We start from the raw sequence: 20,276 nt of genomic DNA, 5'->3' as shown, positions 1-20,276 counted from the left end.
ATTGTAATTACACCTGATTGTCTAATACATCACTCGGTTAGTAAACCGCGAAACCCCGCTCAGGGCTCTTTGAGGGTCAGAGAGACTGCTCCATGAGTAAGATCATATACTGACGCGATGGCGGCTTTGGCCTCTCTGCTGTCGAGTTCAATTTCCCACTGAATCGTTGCGCCATACTGTTTATCTATACTCAGCACGGTGTACTGGCTACTGAAGTGCTGCTCTATGTTCCCCTGTAGCGCATAGTCAGATTCACCTACCAACTTGCTTGCGGGGATCTTTATTTGAGTAGGTAGCGTATTCAGGGCATTGTTGAGCGTCCCGCCATAGGCTCTCACCAAGCCGCCTGTTCCCAGCTTAATCCCGCCAAAATAACGGGTTGTGACCGCGGTGATCTCACCTAACCCGGAGCCAAGTAGTACGTTCAGCATCGGCTTTCCTGCCGTCCCATTGGGTTCCCCATCGTCTGAAAAGCCCAATACATGGCTGCCGCCCGGCGCTCCCGCTATATGAGCCCAGCAGTTATGTCGCGCATCCGGATACTGCTCGTTAATAGAACGAATAAATGCCTTGGCATCAGCGATTGTCGGGGTATGGGCAATATGCACAATAAAGGTGCTTTTTTTGATTTCTTCGTGATGGGAAATAGAACTGCTGGGAATGGCGTATTCAGACATGAGTATTCAACAAAAACACAGGGAGCACTTGGCTCCCAGTTTAACATAGTTCAGTTTGGTGCAGGGCAAAGCTTAATCCAGCGCCAGATCCCGCGTCATATTTTCCAGATGGTCATCATGAACAATAATATTGTCCTCGATGCGAATGCCGCCAAACGGCTTAAACGCGTCAACCTTGTCCCAGTTTACATACTGTTTGTTGTCGGTCTGTGCCAGGTCGCCCAGCAGTGAGTCAATAAAGTACAGGCCAGGCTCAATGGTAAAGACCTGGTTGGCTTCAATCTTACGCGTACAACGCAGGAATGGATGCCCTTCAGGCGGTGCCTGATGCGTACCCAACTCATCTGCCATAAAGCCACCCATATCGTGAACCTGTAAGCCAAGATGGTGACCCAGACCATGCGGGAAGAAAGTCGAAGTAATGCCCTGCTCCAGGATCCCTTCCACACTCAAACCACGCACAATATCGAAATCGATCAGCACCTGCGCAACGCGCTTGTGGCAATCCAGATGTAGCTCGCCATACAGTTTACCTGGCTGTAATGCCTGCCCCAGTTCAATCTGGTGGGTGTTCATTACCTTGATCAGATCGGCAAACTCGCCTTTGCGCGAAAAGTCGTAGGTACGGGTAATATCCGATGCATAGCCATTAAAATTGGCACCGGCATCGATCAAAAACGACACATGCTGCTGCGGGGCGCGGCGCTCAAAATGGGTGTAATGCAAAATGGCACAGTTCTCGTTCAGTGCCACAATGTTGCCGTACGGCGTGTCGTTTTCCATATGCTCAGTGGCCTGCAGGTAAGCCTGCTGAATCCCATACTCAGACTCTTTGGCATAAAAAGCGTCACGTGCAGCCTTGTGGCCCAACACGGCAAGGCGGTTGGCTTCACGTAAACAGGTCAGTTCATAACTGGTCTTGTAGGCACGGTGAAAGTGTAGGTAGTTCATCACCGGCTCTGGGTTCATCTGCGTAAAGCCCAGAGCCTGCGCCACTTCCAGATATTCGCCAATATACGCCAGACTGGCTTTGTCGTACGGTAAGAACTGCTCAACCTGATCGGGCTGCAGCAGCAGTTGAATATCAAAGTAATCGGCCCAGAAATCGCTCGGCTCATCCGGTACTTTGTGCCAGAAATCCACCGGACGGTAGAAGATCAGCTTAGGCTTGTCTGTGCCATTAACCACCAGCCAGCAGTGCGGATTATCGATGACCGGTAACCACGCTTTGAATTGAGGGTTCACCTTGAACGGATAATACATATCATCCAGAAACTGGCGTTTGGCTTGTCCTGAGTGGATCACGAGTCCATCCAGGTTCTCACGTTCAATAATGGTCTTCGTACGCTGTTGCAGCGTTGCAATATGCTCGGCATACAAGTTTGCTAATTGTTCCATTGGTGTACCCATTTTTATTTAATTCGCTTGTGACTGAGTCTAACATAGCGCTACCGATTTAAAGAAGTAAAGTGGGCTGCGGTCGGCCTCGCTGTTGCGAGACAGACCAACAAATCTGTGTTTACTTACCACCGATCTGCATATCCAGGATCCCGGCCAGGATATTACCATCCCGCCCCAGTTTAGTGTGATAAACCTGGCGGTACGCCATCACATTCTTCACGTAATCACGGGTTTCCCGGTATGGGATCAACTCTATCCATAACTCCGCTGGCATGGCTTCTTGTGGGATCCAACGTTTCACCCGATGAAAGCCAGCATTATAAGAAGCCGTAGCGAGGATCTCATTGCCCTTGTTCTTACCTTTAAGATAATCGAGGTAATCTGTACCAAGGCGAATATTGGTGGCGGGCTTCATCAACTGACGCGTAGATACCCTTGATTTAGCAACATATTTAGCCGTACTCGGCAAAAGCTGCATCAGCCCATATGCATCTGCATGTGAGCGGGCATCCGGGGCAAACGAACTTTCTCTGCGGGCGATCGCAAAACTCCAAGCCAGGTCCACGTCATTGCGCTCACTGTAACGTTCAAACAAATCATCGAACGCCATTGGGAAACGCAGGTCGACATAGTTCCAGGCCTTGATCTGCGCCAGAGTATAAATGGTGCTGTCATACCAGTCGAGCTCGGCCGCCAGTACCGAGGCCGCCAGCTTTTCAGCTGTACTTGAGGTATTGGTCAGATAATTCCACTCACGCCGTGCAGCGGTGAAGCGATCCAATTCATACAGCGCCTTCGCCCGCTTAAACCCGGGCGCCTGCGACACTTTCGCGACGATACTGGGCGGCACATTGAGTGGCTCAGCATTGAGTTGCGCAGGTAAGTCCAATCGCGCAGCAGCAAGGAAACCATAGTAGTCACGTTTTGGTGCAATCTCCTGCCACAAGGCCTGAGCCTTCTCCATCTGATTACGTTTGGCATAACTGTAGCCCAGCCAGTATATTTGCCCGTTACTTAAGTTATCCATACCCGTGAACAACACCGCGATCCCTTCCCAGTCCTGTTCTTTGAGCATGTTACTCATCAGCCACTGGCGTAGCTTCTTATCTTGCATCTCCTTAGGGACTTTATTCAACCAGAACTTCGCCTGCTCATGTCCTTTGGACGCCAGCGCCAAAGCAAAGCGATAGGCCACACTATCGTGCTGCGCCTGAGTAAAGGTAAACATCTCCTGCAACTTGTCCCAGGCCCGCAGTGCCAGCTTAGGATCGCGCCAGATCAAGCGGCGCACACCATACACGGCAATTTCAGCCTCTCTGGCGGTACGCTTCTTGTAGCGGTACAAGCCTGCTGAGGCGCTGGGATCGCGACGCACCTTAAGATACAGATCGGCCAGATAGGCTTCATTGCGCGGCAGCAGGGTTTTCAGATACTTCAGCAAAGAGGCCTGGCCACCCTGCGCTGCGTGGGTGATCCTTTGCCATACCAGGTCTTGTGTCCGATACCCGGCTTTTTGCCATTGACTAAACAGCTTGTCACAGGCTTTTGGCTGTGATTTACCGACCACCCACAAAGGCTCCACCTGATCCAGAATGGCTTTTTCCGGCGCGCCCAGATCAAGTTGAAACTGTAAATAGGTACATTTCAGTTCCGCATTGCTGGTGTCCTGATAATGCTCAATAAACAAGGCTTTTTTGTTGCGCCGCTTAAGGTAGCTCAGCCAGCTCTTGCGTACCATCCAGTCCAGTGGGGTATGATCATATATTGACAAAAAGCGCCCAATCTCTTCCTGATACTTAAGTTTTGGATGACGCTTATAAAAAGTAGCCTCAACATAAGGCTTTAGAGGATGATCGAGTTCTGCAAGCGATCTCTTAAACGCCTGATAGTTACCACTCCAGGCCACCCGCTCCGCATCTTTAAACGCCTGGTGTGAGTCAGCTGCATACCCTAAGTGACTCCAGGCCCCACCACACACCGCAAGGCAAGTGGCAGCTAAACGATTAAACCATAGTTTCATCATGCTTTAACTTTCATTCTCTTCGTTGGCAGTCAATGTTCTGGGGTGTCTAAATTGCTTGAGGAAAAGGCTCACTCCAAAACACCTTCCTTTCTCTGAGTTCCCTGCCCGGGCGCACTATGTGCAGTCTGAACAGCCATATCAATAGCATCAGACTATTATGGCGCAACTTGCCCGTGGCTTAACGTCCGGACGGACAACACCACCCGGAAAATATTCAGCGAATCCACCTTAGCATTGTGCCTAACCCTTTGCAGTAAACCTGCGGTAAATTTTTCATTGCAATTTTCTTTTAAAGACGCCACACTGGATGAAATGACAACTCATCGTACCAGTGTAAAAACACGGGAGAACATGTATGTTAATGAAACGCGAGTCCTTTGTTGTGGATTTCTGCAAAGGCAAAATCGCTGAGTTTAAGTTTTGTATGCCAGGTTCGGTCAACAAATTATCTCAGCAAACCCTGCAAGATTGTCATGCGGCGCTCAAAGAGCTGGCGCAACGCGATGACATCGACGGCCTGATCTTTAGCTCCGACAAAGACCACTTTATTGTTGGCGCAGACATCTTCGAATTCCTGCCTACCTTTGACCGCCCTGAAGCAGAGCTGGTTGAGTGGATCAAAGCGGCCACTGACGTATTTGACGCGTTAGAAGATTTACCTTTCCCTACCTTGTCTGCGGTCAATGGCCTGGCACTGGGTGGCGGCTGTGAGTGGGTACTTGCTACTGATTATCGTATTGCCTCTGACAGCGCCAAGATTGGCCTGCCAGAAGTGAAGCTGGGCATTATGCCGGGCTTTGGTGGTACCGTGCGTCTGCCACGCCTGATTGGTGCAGACAACGCGATGACCTGGATCACCACAGGTAAAGAGAACCGCGCAGCCGATGCCCTGAAAGTAGGCGCCGTGGATGCGGTGGTTGCTCAGGATAAGCTGATGGACGCGGCACTGCGTACCATGGAACAAGCGGCAGCTGGCAAGCTGGACTGGCGTGCTAAACGTCAGGTTAAGCTTGACCCGCTGAAAATGAACCGTGTTGAGCAAGGCATGAGCTTTGCAATGGCTGAAGGCATGGTGATGGCCAAAACTAAAGGTCACTACCCGGCTCCTGTGATGGCGGTTAAAACCATCAAGACTGCTGCCAATATGGGTCGCGATGAAGCCATGGCCGTTGAGAACGCGAGCTTCGCTAAGCTGGCCAAAACCGCTGAAGCGGCGGCACAAACCGGGATCTTCCTGGCCGATCAGTACATTAAAGGTGTTGCCAAGAAACAAGCGAAGCAAAGCCAGACTGACATCAAACAAGCTGCGGTACTGGGCGCGGGCATCATGGGCGGCGGTATTGCTTACCAGTCAGCGTACAAAGGCACGCCGATTGTCATGAAAGACATCAGCCAGGGTGCACTGGACTTAGGTATGGGCGAAGCGGCCAAGCTGCTGGGCAAAAAAGTCGAGCGCGGCCACATGAAGCTGGACAAAATGGTTGGCACACTGGCGCAGATCAAACCAACGCTTAATGACCGTGACCTGGAAGGCAGCGACATCATCGTTGAAGCGGTTGTCGAGAATCCGCAGATCAAGAAAACTGTACTGGCGGGTCTTGAGAAACAATTACCACAAGGCACCATCCTGACTTCAAATACCTCAACCATTCGCATTGATGAACTGGCTGAAGGACTGGAACGCCCAGAGCACTTCTGTGGTATGCACTTCTTTAACCCGGTGCCTAAGATGCCACTGGTTGAAATCATTCGTGGCGCAAAAACTTCGGATGAAACCGTCGCCGCTGTTGTCGACTACGCACTGAAACTGGGCAAGTCGCCGATTGTTGTGAACGACTGCCCAGGCTTCTTCGTGAACCGCGTACTGTTCCCTTACTTTGCCGGTTTCAGCCAGCTCGTCGTGGAAGGTGCTGACTTCACACAAGTCGATAAAGTGATGGAAAATGTCTTCGGCTGGCCGATGGGTCCGGCGTACCTGCTGGACGTTGTTGGGATCGACACAGCCAACCACTGTACCGGCGTGATGGCGGATGGTTTCCCAACCCGCATGGCACGTCAGGAAAAAGATCCGGTTGCCCACCTGGCCAACGCCAATCGCTATGGACAGAAAAACCAGAAAGGCTTCTACCAGTATGCGCCTGATCGCAAAGGCCGCCTGAAGAAGAGCAAAGACGCTGACGCCGTTGCCCTGCTGAGCGAGATTTGTGATGCACCGGCACAGTTTGACAAACAAACCATCATCGAGCGCTGTATGGTACCGATGATCAACGAAGTTCTGCTGTGTCTGCAAGAAGGCATTGTAGCCTCACCACAAGAAGCCGATATGGCGCTGATCTACGGCATTGGCTTCCCACCGTTCCGTGGTGGAGCATTCCGTTATCTGGATCAACTGGGTCTGGCAGAATTCGTGAAAATCGCCGATAAGTACGCACATTTAGGCGAAATCTATCAGGTGTCGGAGCAAACCCGTGAGTGGGCAGCTGCCGGTAAAGTATTCTACAAAGTGGAGGGTCAGTAACATGGAACAGGCAGTAATCGTAGATTGTATTCGTACGCCGATGGGCCGCTCCAAGGGCGGTGTGTTCAAACACAAACGTGCTGAAGACCTCAGTGCCCACCTGATGAAAGGCCTGCTGGATCGCAATCCGGCAGTGGCACCGGATTCTATCGATGACATTTACTGGGGGTGTGTACAACAAACCCTGGAGCAAGGCTTTAACGTAGGTCGTAATGCCGCCCTGCTGGCAGGTATTCCACACACAGTACCAGCAGTCACGGTAAACCGTTTATGTGGTTCATCCATGCAGGCACTGCATGATGCGGCACGTGCAATTATGACTGGCGCTGGCGATACCTATCTGATCGGGGGGGTTGAGCACATGGGCCACGTCCCTATGACGCACGGTAACGACTTCCACCCGGGTCTGTCGACGTCGGTTGCTCAAGCGGCCGGTGTGATGGGTCTGACTGCGGAATATCTGGCCACCCTGCACGGTATTAACCGTGAGCAACAGGATGCCTTTGCAGTGCGCTCACATCAGCGCGCCCACGCAGCCACGGTTGAAGGCCGTTTTGCGCGTGAAATTTTACCAATGGAAGGTCATGACGCCGATGGTGCGCCTGTGCTGGTTGAACACGACGAAGTGATCCGTCCAGAAACCACCATGGAAGGCCTGAGCCAGTTACGCCCTGTATTTAACCCGGCTTCGGGCACAGTGACCGCAGGTACGTCATCGGCTCTGTCGGATGGCGCTTCAGCCATGCTGGTCATGAGTGAGTCGAAGGCTAAAGAACTGGGCCTGCCAATTCGTGCACGCGTTAAGTCGATGGCGGTTGCAGGTTGCGATCCATCTATCATGGGTTACGGTCCGGTTCCTGCCAGCCAGAAGGCACTGAAGCAAGCTGGCCTGAGCATTGAAGACATTGATGTGGCAGAACTGAATGAAGCCTTTGCGGCACAGTCTTTACCGGTACTGAAAGATCTGGGTTTACTGGATGTGGCTGATGAGAAAGTGAACCTCAATGGCGGCGCCATTGCGCTGGGTCACCCGCTGGGCTGTTCAGGCTCACGGATCAGCACCTCTTTGATCCATATTATGGAAGACAAAGGCGCGAAGTATGGCCTGGCGACCATGTGTATCGGTCTGGGCCAGGGCATTGCGACCGTCTTCGAGCGTGTTGAAGACTAAGCTAAACGACATTCCCTAAGATTTAACTTGGTGACCAAGGCAAACTGCTTCGTGTAGCTTGCCTTTTTTCGTGATCGGGTATCTGAACTTGCATATTTATTTGTCACTTCAGGCACGCTAGAATAGGCGCTTTATTTTTAAAGGGTACTGCCATGAACTTTGACAACACTGACCACACTCTCGACGCGATTGGCTTACGGTGCCCTGAGCCCGTGATGATGATCCGTGGCAAGGTGAGGAAAATGCAGGAGGGTGAAACCCTGTTGATCCTGGCAGACGACCCGTCTACCACCCGGGACATTCCCAGTTTCTGCGAGTTTATGGATCACACTCTGGTGGCAAAAGAAGTGGATAGCGTCCCTTATCGCTATCTGGTGAAGAAAGGGAGATAACCGGCAAAGCTGGTGCAACAACCCCACCAGCTATTTTAATTCCCGGACTACACGAGAATTGGACATTCAACGCAAGAGTACCAACCACGATGCCAGGTCGCTAATTCTTGTTGCGGATTACCACCATTGATCGCCGGTGTCGCCTGCTCAGCCAGAACTTGCTTGCCAGAAAGTTGTTTGACTGCTTTTTTATTTAGTTTGATTTTCATTGAATTTCCTTTTTCTTATATTTTTCAACTCGGAATTAACAATAACAAGACAATTCAAAAAGCTCAATATTCGAGCAAAATAAATTACGCAACAAATTTACCTTTCCCGATATTAACTGAAATTGGTATTAATCACGCTGCACTATGATCTGTGGCGTAGCGCCTCTTAAATCCAGTGAAATTCGATACCACCCCTTTCTGTCGGGCATAAATCCAAAGTAGTTGTACACAGTGTCACAATCCGCAATAACCGGTTTACCCAGGCTCACTTTGCCATCATAGCGAAAACCACAGTTATATCCTGGTGTCCATTTCGCATCGGCAACTTTAAATTCGTACACTTTTCCAGGACTCATAAAGCGCACCCGTACACTGTACAACCCCGTCTGAGTCTGTGTTAGCCGATAGACTTCGTCAGCATCCCACAAAGTAAAATCGCCACGTAAATACATCGGCCTGTCCATCACAAGAGACGCATTAGTGCTTGTTGTCGTTTGCCCAGAGTTGCTATCCGCTGGCTGATGTGGGGCCGTCGAACAGGCGCTTAAACCCAATGCCATTACTAATGCAATGATATGCTGTTTCATTGTTAATCCCGATCACAAAAATAAAAGCCAGCACGAATGCTGGCTTGTTTTAAAGATTGGCTGCCTTAGTTTTGTAAGACAGAGATATCCGCCGTGTTGAGAAACAAACGGCTCAGCTGGCTAAGCAGTGCAAGGCGGTTTTGTTTAACCGCTTCATCATCTGCCATGACCATGACATTATCAAAGAAGTTATCGACCGCTTCACGCAGACTTGCCAAACGCGTCAGTGCTTGCTGATAATCACCTTGTGCATAGACTGGAGCCAGTTCGGCAGTCAGTGCAGCCACTTCTTTCGCCAGTTGCTGCTCGGCGGCTTCTGACAACAACGCCGTATTGATTTCAGCGTCGCTGGTCACATTGTTTTTCGCCAATATGTTGTTAACGCGCTTATTTGCTGCGGCCAACGCTTCTGCCTGATCTAACGTTCTGAAGTGGCTTACTGCTTTCACACGGCGGTCAAAATCAACCGGCTGAGAAGGACGACGTGCCAGTACAGCCTGGATCACATCAACAGCGATCCCCTCATCCTGATACCAGGCACGGAAACGGCCCAGCATAAACTCAAACACATCTTCACCAACATTGTCGTTGCTCAGCTTGTCGCCGAACAGTGTACGAGATTTTTCAACCAGCGCATGAATGTCCAGCTCGAGCTCTTTTTCAACCATGATACGCAGTGCACCAATGGCAGCACGGCGCAGTGCAAACGGGTCTTTGTCGCCTTTGGGGATTTGGCCAATGCCAAAGATCCCAACCAGGGTATCAAACTTGTCTGCCAGTGCCACGGCACAACTGATCGGGTTTGACGGCAAGGCATCGCCCGCGAAGCGTGGCATATATTGCTCATTCTGTGCAACAGCGACCTCTTCCGCTTCACCGTCGATGCGCGCATAGTGCATACCCATCACGCCCTGTACATCGGTGAACTCCATGACCATTTCAGTCATCAGATCGGTTTTACTCAACAAGCCAGCGCGTTCAGCCAGTGCTTTATCGGCACCCAATTGCTCAGCAATAAAGCCAGCCAAAGCAGCAATACGCTCAGACTTGTCTTTTAATGTGCCCAGCTGTTTTTGGAACAAGACCGTGCCCAGTGACTCCAGACGACTCTCCAGGGTTTTCTTCTTATCTGTCTCAAAGAAGAACTGTGCATCCGCCAGACGCGGACGAACCACTTTCTCGTTACCTGAAATAACAACGCTCGGATCTTTACTTTCAATGTTTGAAACAAACAGGAACTTGTTGATCAGCTTGCCCGCTTTATCCAGTAGCGGGAAGTATTTCTGATCGTCTTTCATGGTGTAGATCAGCGCTTCCGCAGGGACCGACAGGAATTCTTCCTCAAACGAGGCCACCAAAGTCACTGGCCACTCAACCAATGCCGTCACTTCTTCCAGCAGGTCTTCATCCATCGCCACAACCGCGCCCAGCTTGTCAGCCTCTGCGTTGATCTGTTCACGGATAAGCGCTTTACGCGCTTCGTAGTCGGCAATAACGTACGCCCCTTTGAGGGTCTCAAATGCGTCATCGGCGTGCTTAATGCTCACCCGTTCAGGATGGTGAAAACGGTGACCCTGTAGCTGGTTTGAAATGGTTTTACCTAATACTTCGCCAGATACAACTTCACTGCCAAGTAACGCAGCCACGGTGTGTACCGGGCGGATAAATTGCGTTTTATTAGCGCCCCAGCGCATGGGTTTTGGAATAGGTAATTTGGCCAATGATTTAGCAATGGCATCAGACAACAAAGCGCTTGCCTGCTGACCCGCAACAGTTGCGCGATGTAGCAACCAGGCACCTTTATCGGTTTCCAGTGTCTCGGCTTCTGATACTTCAATACCACAACCACGTGCCCAGCCCATCGCTGCTTTAGTCGGATTACCGTCGGCATCGAACGCGGCTTTCGTTGCCGGACCGCGCTTCTCAACTACTTTGTCCTGTTGCTGGGTTTGCAAGTTCGCGACTTTTAAACCCAGACGACGTGGTGACGCGTACCAGCTAATGTCTTCAAATGCCAGCTCAAGGCCGGTCAGTTCCGCCTGCATATTCTCGGCAAATGATTCTGCCAGCTTGCGTAAGGCTTTTGGTGGTAACTCTTCAGTACCAATTTCAACGAGTAGATTTTCTGTGGTCATGATTAATCCTTACAAAGCGGGAATCCGAGTGCCTCACGGGCCTCATAATAAGCCTGGGCACACGCCTTAGACAGCGCACGCACGCGTAAAATATAACGCTGACGTTCTGTAACAGAAATCGCATGACGCGCATCCAACAGGTTGAAGGCATGCGATGCTTTCATCACCTGCTCGTAAGCTGGTAAAGGTAATCCCGCTTCAATCAGCTTCTGACTTTCCAGTTCACACTGATCAAACTGCTTGAACAGCGCATCCACATCCGCATGTTCAAAGTTGTAGGTCGACTGCTCGACTTCGTTCTGGTGGAACACGTCGCCATAGGTTACACGACCCATAGGACCATCAGTCCAGACTAAGTCATAGATGCTATCCACACCTTGTATATACATTGCAAGCCGCTCTAAACCATAAGTGATTTCGCCCGTAACCGGCGAACACTCCAGGCCACCGACTTGCTGGAAATATGTGAACTGAGTCACTTCCATACCATTGAGCCAGACTTCCCAACCCAGACCCCAGGCTCCCAGAGTTGGTGATTCCCAGTTGTCTTCAACGAAACGCACTTCATGAGTCAGGGTATCGATACCAAGTGCTTCCAGTGATCCCAGATACAGCTCCTGAATGTTTTCAGGTGACGGTTTCAATACCACCTGGAATTGATAGTAGTGCTGCAGGCGGTTTGGGTTTTCACCGTAACGACCATCAGTCGGGCGACGACATGGTTGTACATACGCGCTCGACATTGGCTCAGGGCCAATCGACTTGAGGAAAGTCAGCGGATGAAACGTCCCCGCACCCACTTCCATATCCAGTGGCTGCGCGATCACACAGCCTTGCTGTGCCCAATAGTCCTGTAAAGCCAGGATCAACCCTTGGAAGGTTTTGATATCGTATTTTTGCATAGTTGGCTTATTTTTGTATGGTACATGGAACCCGATTTGCTCAATAAATACCGCAAAGTATCGGGCTAATTATGTCTGAAAATTATGCTCAGTATACCGCGAGCGCCGCGCTGTTTTAAGCGTTATCACTAAAAAAGCGCGTAAAAATACCGCTCACCTGCACTCAAAATTATGTCGGGTTTGAGAAGCTGTGCTTCTCTCCTTTGTCACAATGCTCTTCCCAGAACGCAAAAAAGCCACCCTGTGAGAGGTGGCTTTTTGTCGAGTGTCATGAATTGTGAGAATCTATATCATCAATGATGAGAACTCACACACACACTTGTTTATACATCCAAGTTCACAACACGTAGCGCGTTTTGCTCGATGAAGTCGCGACGAGGCTCAACCTGATCACCCATCAGGGTTGCAAACAATTGGTCGGCCGCAATGGCATCTTCAATAGTCACTCGTAACATACGACGTGCCGTAGGATCCATGGTGGTTTCCCACAACTGATCAGGGTTCATCTCACCCAATCCTTTATAGCGTTGTGTATACAAGCCACGCTTGGACTCTGCAATCAACCAGTCCAGTGATTCTGCGAATGTTTCGACAGGCTGGGTCTTTTCACCCCGCTGTACATAACCACCTTCGCTGATCAGATTCGCTACGGCCTTACCTGTATTCACGATACGCACATAGTCTTTTGAGGTAATGAAGTCATAGTTCAGTGTATATGCTTTATCTACGCCGTGCTGGCGGATATTGACCACTGGATAGTACATATGACGCTCATCATCGTAACTCACTTCAGCGCTGTAGATAGTGGCGTCCTCATCATGATGATCCAGGTCAGCGACAAACGTTTGTATCCATTCCGTCACCTTAGCTTCATCACTCAGTTCTGATTCGCTCAGCTCGTTCTGATACAAGAGACGAGACATCATCGCACGCGGATATTTACGCGTCAGGCGGTCGATGACATTCAGGGTTTTCTGATAATCATGCACCATATTTTCCAAACGATTACCTGAGATGGCCTCTGCACCTTCACTGGAATAGATGCTTGCCCCATCCAGCGCCAGGGTCGTCAGGTAATCTGTCAGTGCGTGATCGTCCTTAATATAACGCTCTTGCTTGCCTTTTTTCACTTTATAAAGTGGTGGCTGTGCAATATACACATAACCACGTTCGATGATCTCAGGCATTTGACGATAGAAGAAGGTCAACAGCAGCGTACGAATGTGCGAGCCGTCGACGTCCGCATCGGTCATGATAATGATACGGTGATAACGGAGCTTTTCTGGATCATATTCATCACGGCCAATACCACAACCCAATGCAGTGATCAGGGTAGCAACTTCCTGAGAAGACAGCATCTTATCGAAACGTGCCTTTTCAACGTTCAGGATTTTACCTTTCAATGGCAAAATAGCCTGGTTCTTACGGTTACGGCCCTGTTTGGCCGATCCGCCCGCTGAGTCACCCTCCACGATGTAGAGTTCAGATTCAGCCGGATCGCGTTCCTGACAGTCTGCCAGTTTGCCCGGTAGGCCCGCCAAGTCCATTGCGCCCTTACGGCGTGTCATTTCACGCGCTTTACGTGCAGCTTCACGAGCACGTGCCGCATCAATAATTTTGCTGACAACTGTTTTAGCATCACCCGGGTTTTCTAGTAGATACTCTGTTAGTTTTTCAGCCATTGCTTGTTCAACTGCGCCTTTCACCTCACTTGAGACAAGCTTGTCTTTAGTCTGAGATGAAAATTTTGGATCAGGTACTTTAACACTCACGACAGCCGTCAAGCCTTCACGCGCATCATCACCTGTCGCATTGCTTGCTGTTTTCGCTTTCTTGTTAAAGCCTTCTTTTTCCATGTAGTTGTTTAGCGTACGAGTCAGGGCACTGCGGAAGCCCGCTAAATGTGTTCCGCCATCGCGTTGAGGAATGTTGTTAGTAAAACAGTAAATATTTTCCTGGAATCCATCATTCCACTGCATGGATACTTCAACACTAATGCCGTCTTCACGTTCTGAAGTGAAATTGAATACATTTTGATGAACAGGCGTTTTTTTACGGTTCAGATATTCAACGAATGCCTGAATACCCCCTTCGTATTTAAAGTGGTCTTGCTTATTTTCTTCACGCTCATCATTAAGAATGATGCTCACACCAGAGTTTAGGAAAGAAAGCTCGCGCAGTCGTTTTGCTAAAATATCGTAATGGAAGTTTGTATCAGAGAAAGTCTCCGCACTTGGCCAGAATCTCAGTTCAGTTCCGCTACTTTCAGCTTCACCAATCACACCCAGTGGCGCATCTGGGACACCCATAGTGTATTTCTGCTGATGCACTTTGCCATCGCGACGGATTGTTAGTTGTAGTTTTTCTGAAAGTGCGTTAACAACAGAGACACCTACGCCGTGTAGGCCACCTGATACCTTATATGAATTATCATCAAATTTACCGCCTGCGTGCAGTACGGTCATGATGACTTCAGCCGCAGACACCCCTTCTTCAGGGTGTAGTTCCGTTGGGATACCACGGCCATTGTCTCGAACTGACACGGAACCATCAGTATGGATGGTAACGAAAATATCGTCACAGTGTCCTGCTAACGCTTCGTCGATGGAGTTATCGACGACTTCGAAGACCATGTGATGTAGTCCAGTACCATCATCAGTGTCCCCGATATACATTCCCGGACGCTTCCTTACCGCATCCAATCCCTTCAGTACTTTAATACTCGATGAATCGTAATTATCAGACATGGTGTATTCCAATTATTTTGTTATTAAGCGGCCATGTTCCACGTGGAACATCTCAACATTTCGTTTCATGGGTTCCACAATGGCCTGGATACTTTCGGAGTTTATTGCAGTAATAAACAGCTGTGACTGACATTCTGCAAGTAAGTGCGCGATGCTGAGCATCGTATCCTGGCTTAGCTCCGAAGGTAAATCGTCGATCAGCAATATGGATTGCTTCTCGGTCTCAGCCTCAATTAAGTTATTTTGTGCAATCTTTAACGCATAAAGAGTTAACTTTAACTGACCCCGAGACAGTATATTTTCAACCCCGTGACCATTAGCATAAAAATTAAAATCGGCTTTATGCGGCCCCTTAGTTGTATAGCCAAGCTTGCTATCCCGCTCCAACTGGGCGTTTAGCACATCAGCCAGATCCCCTTTCCAGCCTGCGTCATAACGCATTTCAAGGCCTTTAAAGATGGGGCTTATATCCCCTATCTTATCAAAAAAATGACGCTCAAACCTACTTATATACGTCTTTCTGAACATATTTATTTGCTCTGCCAGACGTATAAACTCTCGGTCCCAAGTACGTATCTGAAGCTGATACTGAGGCGGCTTAGTTTTGAGTAACGCATTGCGCTGCTTAAGTACCTGATTGAAGTTTTTCCAGACGCTATAAAATTGATGTTCCACGTGGAACACCCCGAGATCTAGAAACTTTCTCCGCTCTTTTGGACCACCAAAAAACAATTCATAGCTTTCCGGTGTAATCACCTGTGTTGGTAATATCTGCGCCAACTCTGCAATTTTTCTACTCGATTGCCCTTGGATCCGTAACTGAGTTTCGCCTTGCAGATCTTTGCTAATGCCAATGGGAATAGACAAGCTATGAAGTTGCTTTTTTCCATGAACGATGCATTTATCCTGCTCATGGCGGATCATAAGCTTGTGTTTGTTGGTTCTGAATGAACGTCCATTGGATAGGAAATAAATGGCTTCAAGCAGACTGGTCTTTCCGCTGCCGTTCTCACCGAGAATAATATTGACCTGATCGCTTGGCGAAAAAGAAAGGGCCTCAATATTACGAAAATTATTGAGGCTAATTTGATTTAAACTCATTTAAGAGTGCACACCTAACTTCTAAAGGCGCATCGGCATAACGACATACATTGCTGAATCGTCGCTTGCCCCTTCAATCAAGGCGCTGCTGTTGGTATCAGCCAATGTAAACTGCACATCTTCCGTTTTAAGCGTATTTAATACATCCAGCAAATATGACACGTTAAAGCCAATTTCCAGGTCATCCCCCTGATACTCAACTTCTACGGTTTCTTCCGCCTGCTCTTGCTCAGGGTTGTTCGCACTGATCTTTAACATGCTATTCGACAGGTTAAGACGAACACCACGAAACTTTTCATTCGACAGTATGGATACACGCTGAAATGCACTGCGCAGCCATTCGCGATTCGCATTCACCAGCTTGTCTCCACCGCGGGGTAACACACGACGATAGTCTGGAAAGCGTCCATCCACCAGCTTACTGGTCAACGTAAACTCTGGATCTAAAATACGAATATGATTACTACCAAATTGAATGGTCAAAGGCTCATCGTCAGCTGGCAACAAACGCATAATCTCTTGAACACCTTTACGCGGGATGATCAACTGACGTTGTGTATTAAGTGATTCCGATAACTGATGTTGCGCTATTGCCAGACGGTGACCATCGGTCGCAACCGTTTTAATTTCACTGTTGTCGACTTCAAAGGACATACCGTTCAGATAGTATCGTACGTCCTGATTGGCCATTGAAAAATGTGTTGCTTCCAGCAATTGGCGTAGTTCCAAGCGCGTGATCTGAAATTCAACCTCACCATCCCACTGTTCAAGATTGGGAAAATCTTCCGCAGCCAAAGTTGTCAGAGAGAAACGGCTTTGGCCACTGGTCAAAAGCAATTGATGCTCCTGACTGCTTAATTGCAGCAAAGAGCCATCCGGCAAACTCTTACAGATATCGAGCAGTTTTTTTGCAGGCAAAGTAATACTCGCGTCTACAACCTGCTCTTCCAACGTGACGTTCGCAACCAGTTCAATCTCTAAGTCAGTGCCAGTCATAGACAACACACCTTCTTTTACCTCAACCAACACGTTGGATAAAATAGGCAGTGTGTGCTTTCGCTCAATGGCACCCGAGACCTGCATCAAGGGTTTTAAAAACTGTTCTCTTGAAATCGTAATTTGCATACTAGGCCCTTAAGACGACAATGTTCTGATCAGGTTTTGATAATCTTCTTTCACTTCGTGACTTTCATCTCGCAGTGCTTTTACTTTACGGCACGCGTGTAGCACGGTTGTGTGATCACGCCCGCCAAAAGCATCACCAATTTCAGGTAAACTGTGATTGGTTAGTTCTTTAGACAACGCCATCGCCACTTGTCTTGGTCGAGCAACCGATCGACTCCGACGCTTAGACAGTAAATCAGATACACGGATCCGATAATACTCGGCGACAGTGCGTTGAATATTATCAATTGTGACAAGCTTATCCTGAAGTGCGAGCAAATCGCGCAGTGCTTCTTTTACGAACTCGATGGAAATAGGCCTGCCGGTAAAGTTCGCATTAGCAATCACCCGGTTCAGTGCCCCTTCCAATTCACGCACGTTAGAGCGTAATTTTTTGGCAATAAAAAAGGCCACTTCATGAGGCAGATTGATATTGCTCTGCTGTGCCTTCTTCATTAGAATCGCAACACGCGTTTCCAATTCGGGTGGCTCAATAGCAATCGTCAGCCCCCAGCCAAAACGAGACTTAAGTCGATCTTCAACCCCTTCAATTTCTTTTGGATATCTGTCCGACGTAAGAATGATCTGCTGATTACCCTCTAATAAGGCATTAAAAGTGTGAAAGAATTCTTCCTGCGACCGCTCTTTATTGGCAAAGAACTGAATATCATCGATCATCAGCGCATCAACACTGCGGTAGTAACGCTTAAATTCTTCAATGGCATTGTTCTGTAGCGCTTTAACCATGTCCTGAACAAAACGCTCAGAATGCATATAAACAATCTTGGCATCAGGCTTTTTGTCTATGATGCCGTTGCCTACCGCATGTAACAGGTGGGTTTTACCTAAACCTGTACCGCCATATATAAAGACGGGATTAAACGCAGAGCCCGGGTTATCCGCAACCTGAGTAGCAGCAGCCTTTGCCAGCTGGTTCGATTTACCCTCAACAAAGTTATCAAAGGTATAGTTTTCTTTGATGTTAGACTTCACCCCAGCAGATTTTGGGGCAGGCTCCACTTTAGTCGAGCTAGAGGTACCCGCAGGGGATGTAGCCGGTTTAGTCACCGTCCCTGCTTGCGTATTCTGACTACTCTCACCTGAGGCCAGCGCATTATTGACCGCGCCAATAGGTTTACTACCTACATCAAATCGCAGTTCAGGCGCTTCGTCACCACAGATCTCTGTGAGCAGCTCGCTGATGCGGTTTAAATACTTTTCTCTCACCCAGTCCAAAACAAATCGATTTGGCGCATAGATGGTCAAGGTATCTTCGGTACTTTCTGCTTGTAGTGGTCGCACCCACATATTGAACTGCTGAGAAGGCAGTTCATCCTGCAAAACATATAAACAACTTTGCCAAACCGACAGATACACGTCGCACTCCGAAATAGTTAATATTCCCGTTCATAAAAACTCAGGATATCGCCAGATTTACCAACAAGGTTATACACAGCTAATCCAAAGGATCGACGGAAATGCTTGTTTATTATCATAAATACATAGGTGGAAGCCGGGTATTATGAGGGGATCTTATCCACAACATCAATATTGACTTTTTTAAAATTCAGGATCTTTCCTAGAAACAAACGCACCTGCTTGTTTTTATTGATATTTTATTTTTCACCCTGTTTACTGATCTTAGCAAAAATACGCCAAGATCTCATCAAAAAAACTCGATCATTTTAAGTTTTCCAGAGGATGTTGCCACTTTTCACCCAGGTCATGTGGAAAACCCAGCATTGATCCGATCTGAGTTGATCACACACATGCACCGATCAGATCCGATCAAAATACACTGCCGGATCGCTTATTTCAGGATTTAGATCCCACTCTATTCTTTATATAGGTATAATGTGGCCTGTTTATTTCGGGGGATAGCAGAGCGAATGACCGTTTTTTGTTATTTCTGGCTAAAATCTATGCTTGATGGCGCGATTATGATTGACTTTCCTACGTTGCGGCATTAATATCTCGCGCTCGCAATGGCACCTGTGCCAGGATCGCGACCTGCATAGGATGTTTTAAACTTTAACCGATCGGATGGATTAGTTATGAAAAGAACTTTTCAACCTAGCGTTCTTAAACGCAAGCGTACTCACGGTTTCCGTGCACGTATGGCAACGAAGAATGGCCGTAAAGTACTAGCGCGTCGTCGTGCTAGAGGCCGTAAAGTACTTTCTGCTTAATATATAAGTGGAAGACTTTAGCTTCAGCAGGGAGTTACGTCTGTTAACTCCCTCGCATTACTCCCGAGTATTTAACGAACCCGCTCGCGCAGCAACTCCCTATTTTACTTTGTTAGCTAAACCCAATGATGTTGGACACCCACGTCTGGGACTCACTGTCGCTAAAAAACGTTGTAAAAAAGCCTGCCAACGTAATCGCATTAAACGCCTTGCCCGTGAAAGCTTTCGTTTAAACCGTCATAAGCTGGATAACATTGATATCGTGTTGATGGTTAAAACCGGTGTTGATGAACAAACAAATGAAGAACTCAGCAAGCAATTGGCAAAATTATGGCGCAAAGTAAACGAGCGTTGTAAACCAGGTGCGCCTAAACCTCCAGCTCATAAACGCCACAATAAAAAGCGCCCGGCGTCTAAACAACGTAATCCCAAACAGTCTTAACATCATAGCAAGTAAACGTATGTTGATTTGACGTGCCTGCACGCTCTAAGTCTGCACAGTGTTTGCCGTGCAACGTACACGCTCACTTGGCACTACAGCACGTTATTCATTTGCATCATAAACCAGCGCAATAGACAATAAATCGAGTTCAACTGACTGTGAATTCGCTAAAATCGCATAGGGCTCAATGGCTATTTTGACCCCGATAAGGTAAAGTTAGCTCACCTTTTAATCGCCAACTTCCCTATTTTTTCGGTGGTTGGTTATCAGTCTGACGGCATCATCATGAATCACTCCCCTTCCACAGTATCATCGCGCCTGGTGCAGCGTTGCAAAACGTGGATCCAGTGGCCATTGTCGCTATGCCAGAGATTGACCAAAACACTGCTATTAGGTGTGATCCGTTTTTATCAGCGCTTTATTAGTCCGCTACTGGGACCACACTGTCGCTTTAATCCAACCTGCTCTCATTATGCAATTCAGGCAATTAATTTACATGGAATTGCAAAAGGGAGTTGGTTAGCGCTTAAACGCATATTAAAATGTCACCCTTTAAGTGCAGGCGGGTCTGATCCCGTGCCTGCTAAATCAACGCAAGATAAACAACACGAGAAATAA

General features: G+C 48.4%; 17 protein-coding genes. 6 read left to right on the top strand and 11 right to left on the bottom strand.

The annotated features are described in order from the left end of the window. Positions 1 to 59: 59 nt before the first annotated feature. The 3 genes from CWB99_RS18210 to CWB99_RS18200 all read right to left on the bottom strand — a co-directional run bounded on the left by CWB99_RS18210 (position 60) and on the right by CWB99_RS18200 (position 4,098). The gene (locus CWB99_RS18210) at positions 60 to 677 is read right to left on the bottom strand and encodes a YigZ family protein (protein ID WP_138550127.1); all 618 of its coding nucleotides are present in this window, start codon (positions 675 to 677) and stop codon (positions 60 to 62) included. 72 nt (positions 678 to 749) lie between these two features. Further along, complete coding sequence (gene pepQ, locus CWB99_RS18205; RefSeq protein WP_138550128.1) at positions 750 to 2,075, bottom strand: Xaa-Pro dipeptidase; 1,326 nt, start codon at positions 2,073 to 2,075, stop codon at positions 750 to 752. Positions 2,076 to 2,196: 121 nt separating this feature from the next. Next, complete coding sequence (locus tag CWB99_RS18200; protein WP_138550154.1) at positions 2,197 to 4,098, bottom strand: transglycosylase SLT domain-containing protein; 1,902 nt, start codon at positions 4,096 to 4,098, stop codon at positions 2,197 to 2,199. A 358-nt stretch (positions 4,099 to 4,456) separates the two neighbouring features. Between CWB99_RS18200 and fadB the strand changes: the two genes are divergently transcribed. The 3 genes from fadB to tusA all read left to right on the top strand — a co-directional run bounded on the left by fadB (position 4,457) and on the right by tusA (position 8,182). Beyond that, positions 4,457 to 6,619, top strand: a complete 2,163-nt coding sequence (gene fadB, locus CWB99_RS18195) for a fatty acid oxidation complex subunit alpha FadB (RefSeq protein WP_130245867.1) — start codon at positions 4,457 to 4,459, stop codon at positions 6,617 to 6,619. A gap of 1 nt (position 6,620) precedes the next feature. Then, on the top strand, positions 6,621 to 7,790 hold the full coding sequence (fadA, locus tag CWB99_RS18190; protein WP_046004753.1) for an acetyl-CoA C-acyltransferase FadA: 1,170 nt from the start codon (positions 6,621 to 6,623) through the stop codon (positions 7,788 to 7,790). Positions 7,791 to 7,942: 152 nt separating this feature from the next. Beyond that, positions 7,943 to 8,182: a sulfurtransferase TusA gene (tusA, locus tag CWB99_RS18185; RefSeq protein ID WP_138550129.1), complete on the top strand. Its 240-nt coding sequence runs from the start codon at positions 7,943 to 7,945 to the stop codon at positions 8,180 to 8,182. A 47-nt stretch (positions 8,183 to 8,229) separates the two neighbouring features. Here tusA and CWB99_RS24175 read toward each other — a convergent pair whose 3' ends face one another. From CWB99_RS24175 to dnaA, 8 genes are all read right to left on the bottom strand, one after another. Then, positions 8,230 to 8,391 carry a hypothetical protein gene (locus CWB99_RS24175; RefSeq protein WP_160317403.1) on the bottom strand — a complete coding sequence of 54 codons (162 nt, stop codon included), beginning with the start codon at positions 8,389 to 8,391 and terminating at the stop codon, positions 8,230 to 8,232. Positions 8,392 to 8,519: 128 nt separating this feature from the next. After that, positions 8,520 to 8,978 carry a hypothetical protein gene (locus CWB99_RS18180; protein WP_138550130.1) on the bottom strand — a complete coding sequence of 153 codons (459 nt, stop codon included), beginning with the start codon at positions 8,976 to 8,978 and terminating at the stop codon, positions 8,520 to 8,522. Between the two features lie 65 nt (positions 8,979 to 9,043). Continuing rightward, positions 9,044 to 11,113 (bottom strand): glycine--tRNA ligase subunit beta, encoded by a 2,070-nt coding sequence (gene glyS, locus CWB99_RS18175; RefSeq protein ID WP_138550131.1) that lies wholly within the window; start codon positions 11,111 to 11,113, stop codon positions 9,044 to 9,046. Between the two features lie 2 nt (positions 11,114 to 11,115). Further along, on the bottom strand, positions 11,116 to 12,015 hold the full coding sequence (gene glyQ / locus CWB99_RS18170) for a glycine--tRNA ligase subunit alpha (protein WP_054016205.1): 900 nt from the start codon (positions 12,013 to 12,015) through the stop codon (positions 11,116 to 11,118). Positions 12,016 to 12,338: 323 nt separating this feature from the next. Then, the gene (gene gyrB, locus CWB99_RS18165; RefSeq protein ID WP_138550132.1) at positions 12,339 to 14,762 is read right to left on the bottom strand and encodes a DNA topoisomerase (ATP-hydrolyzing) subunit B; all 2,424 of its coding nucleotides are present in this window, start codon (positions 14,760 to 14,762) and stop codon (positions 12,339 to 12,341) included. Positions 14,763 to 14,774: 12 nt separating this feature from the next. Further along, positions 14,775 to 15,863, bottom strand: a complete 1,089-nt coding sequence (gene recF / locus CWB99_RS18160; protein WP_138550133.1) for a DNA replication/repair protein RecF — start codon at positions 15,861 to 15,863, stop codon at positions 14,775 to 14,777. Between the two features lie 21 nt (positions 15,864 to 15,884). Further along, a complete protein-coding gene (dnaN, locus tag CWB99_RS18155; protein ID WP_138550134.1) occupies positions 15,885 to 16,988 on the bottom strand; it encodes a DNA polymerase III subunit beta in 1,104 nt (367 codons plus the stop codon). A gap of 9 nt (positions 16,989 to 16,997) precedes the next feature. After that, on the bottom strand, positions 16,998 to 18,404 hold the full coding sequence (dnaA, locus tag CWB99_RS18150; RefSeq protein ID WP_138550135.1) for a chromosomal replication initiator protein DnaA: 1,407 nt from the start codon (positions 18,402 to 18,404) through the stop codon (positions 16,998 to 17,000). A 677-nt stretch (positions 18,405 to 19,081) separates the two neighbouring features. Between dnaA and rpmH the strand changes: the two genes are divergently transcribed. The 3 genes from rpmH to yidD all read left to right on the top strand — a co-directional run bounded on the left by rpmH (position 19,082) and on the right by yidD (position 20,276). Next, positions 19,082 to 19,216, top strand: a complete 135-nt coding sequence (gene rpmH / locus CWB99_RS18145) for a 50S ribosomal protein L34 (RefSeq protein WP_010384852.1) — start codon at positions 19,082 to 19,084, stop codon at positions 19,214 to 19,216. 7 nt (positions 19,217 to 19,223) lie between these two features. Then, positions 19,224 to 19,658 carry a ribonuclease P protein component gene (gene rnpA, locus CWB99_RS18140; protein ID WP_138550136.1) on the top strand — a complete coding sequence of 145 codons (435 nt, stop codon included), beginning with the start codon at positions 19,224 to 19,226 and terminating at the stop codon, positions 19,656 to 19,658. Positions 19,659 to 19,943: 285 nt separating this feature from the next. Next, the gene (yidD, locus tag CWB99_RS18135; protein ID WP_249331994.1) at positions 19,944 to 20,276 is read left to right on the top strand and encodes a membrane protein insertion efficiency factor YidD; all 333 of its coding nucleotides are present in this window, start codon (positions 19,944 to 19,946) and stop codon (positions 20,274 to 20,276) included.

Origin of the sequence: Pseudoalteromonas rubra (genome assembly GCF_005887095.1) — a bacterium.
GTDB classification, from domain to species: Bacteria; Pseudomonadota; Gammaproteobacteria; order Enterobacterales; family Alteromonadaceae; genus Pseudoalteromonas; species Pseudoalteromonas rubra_E.
The sequence above is the reverse complement of the archived record's forward strand: the minus strand, read 5'-3'. Positions and strand labels throughout refer to the sequence as shown.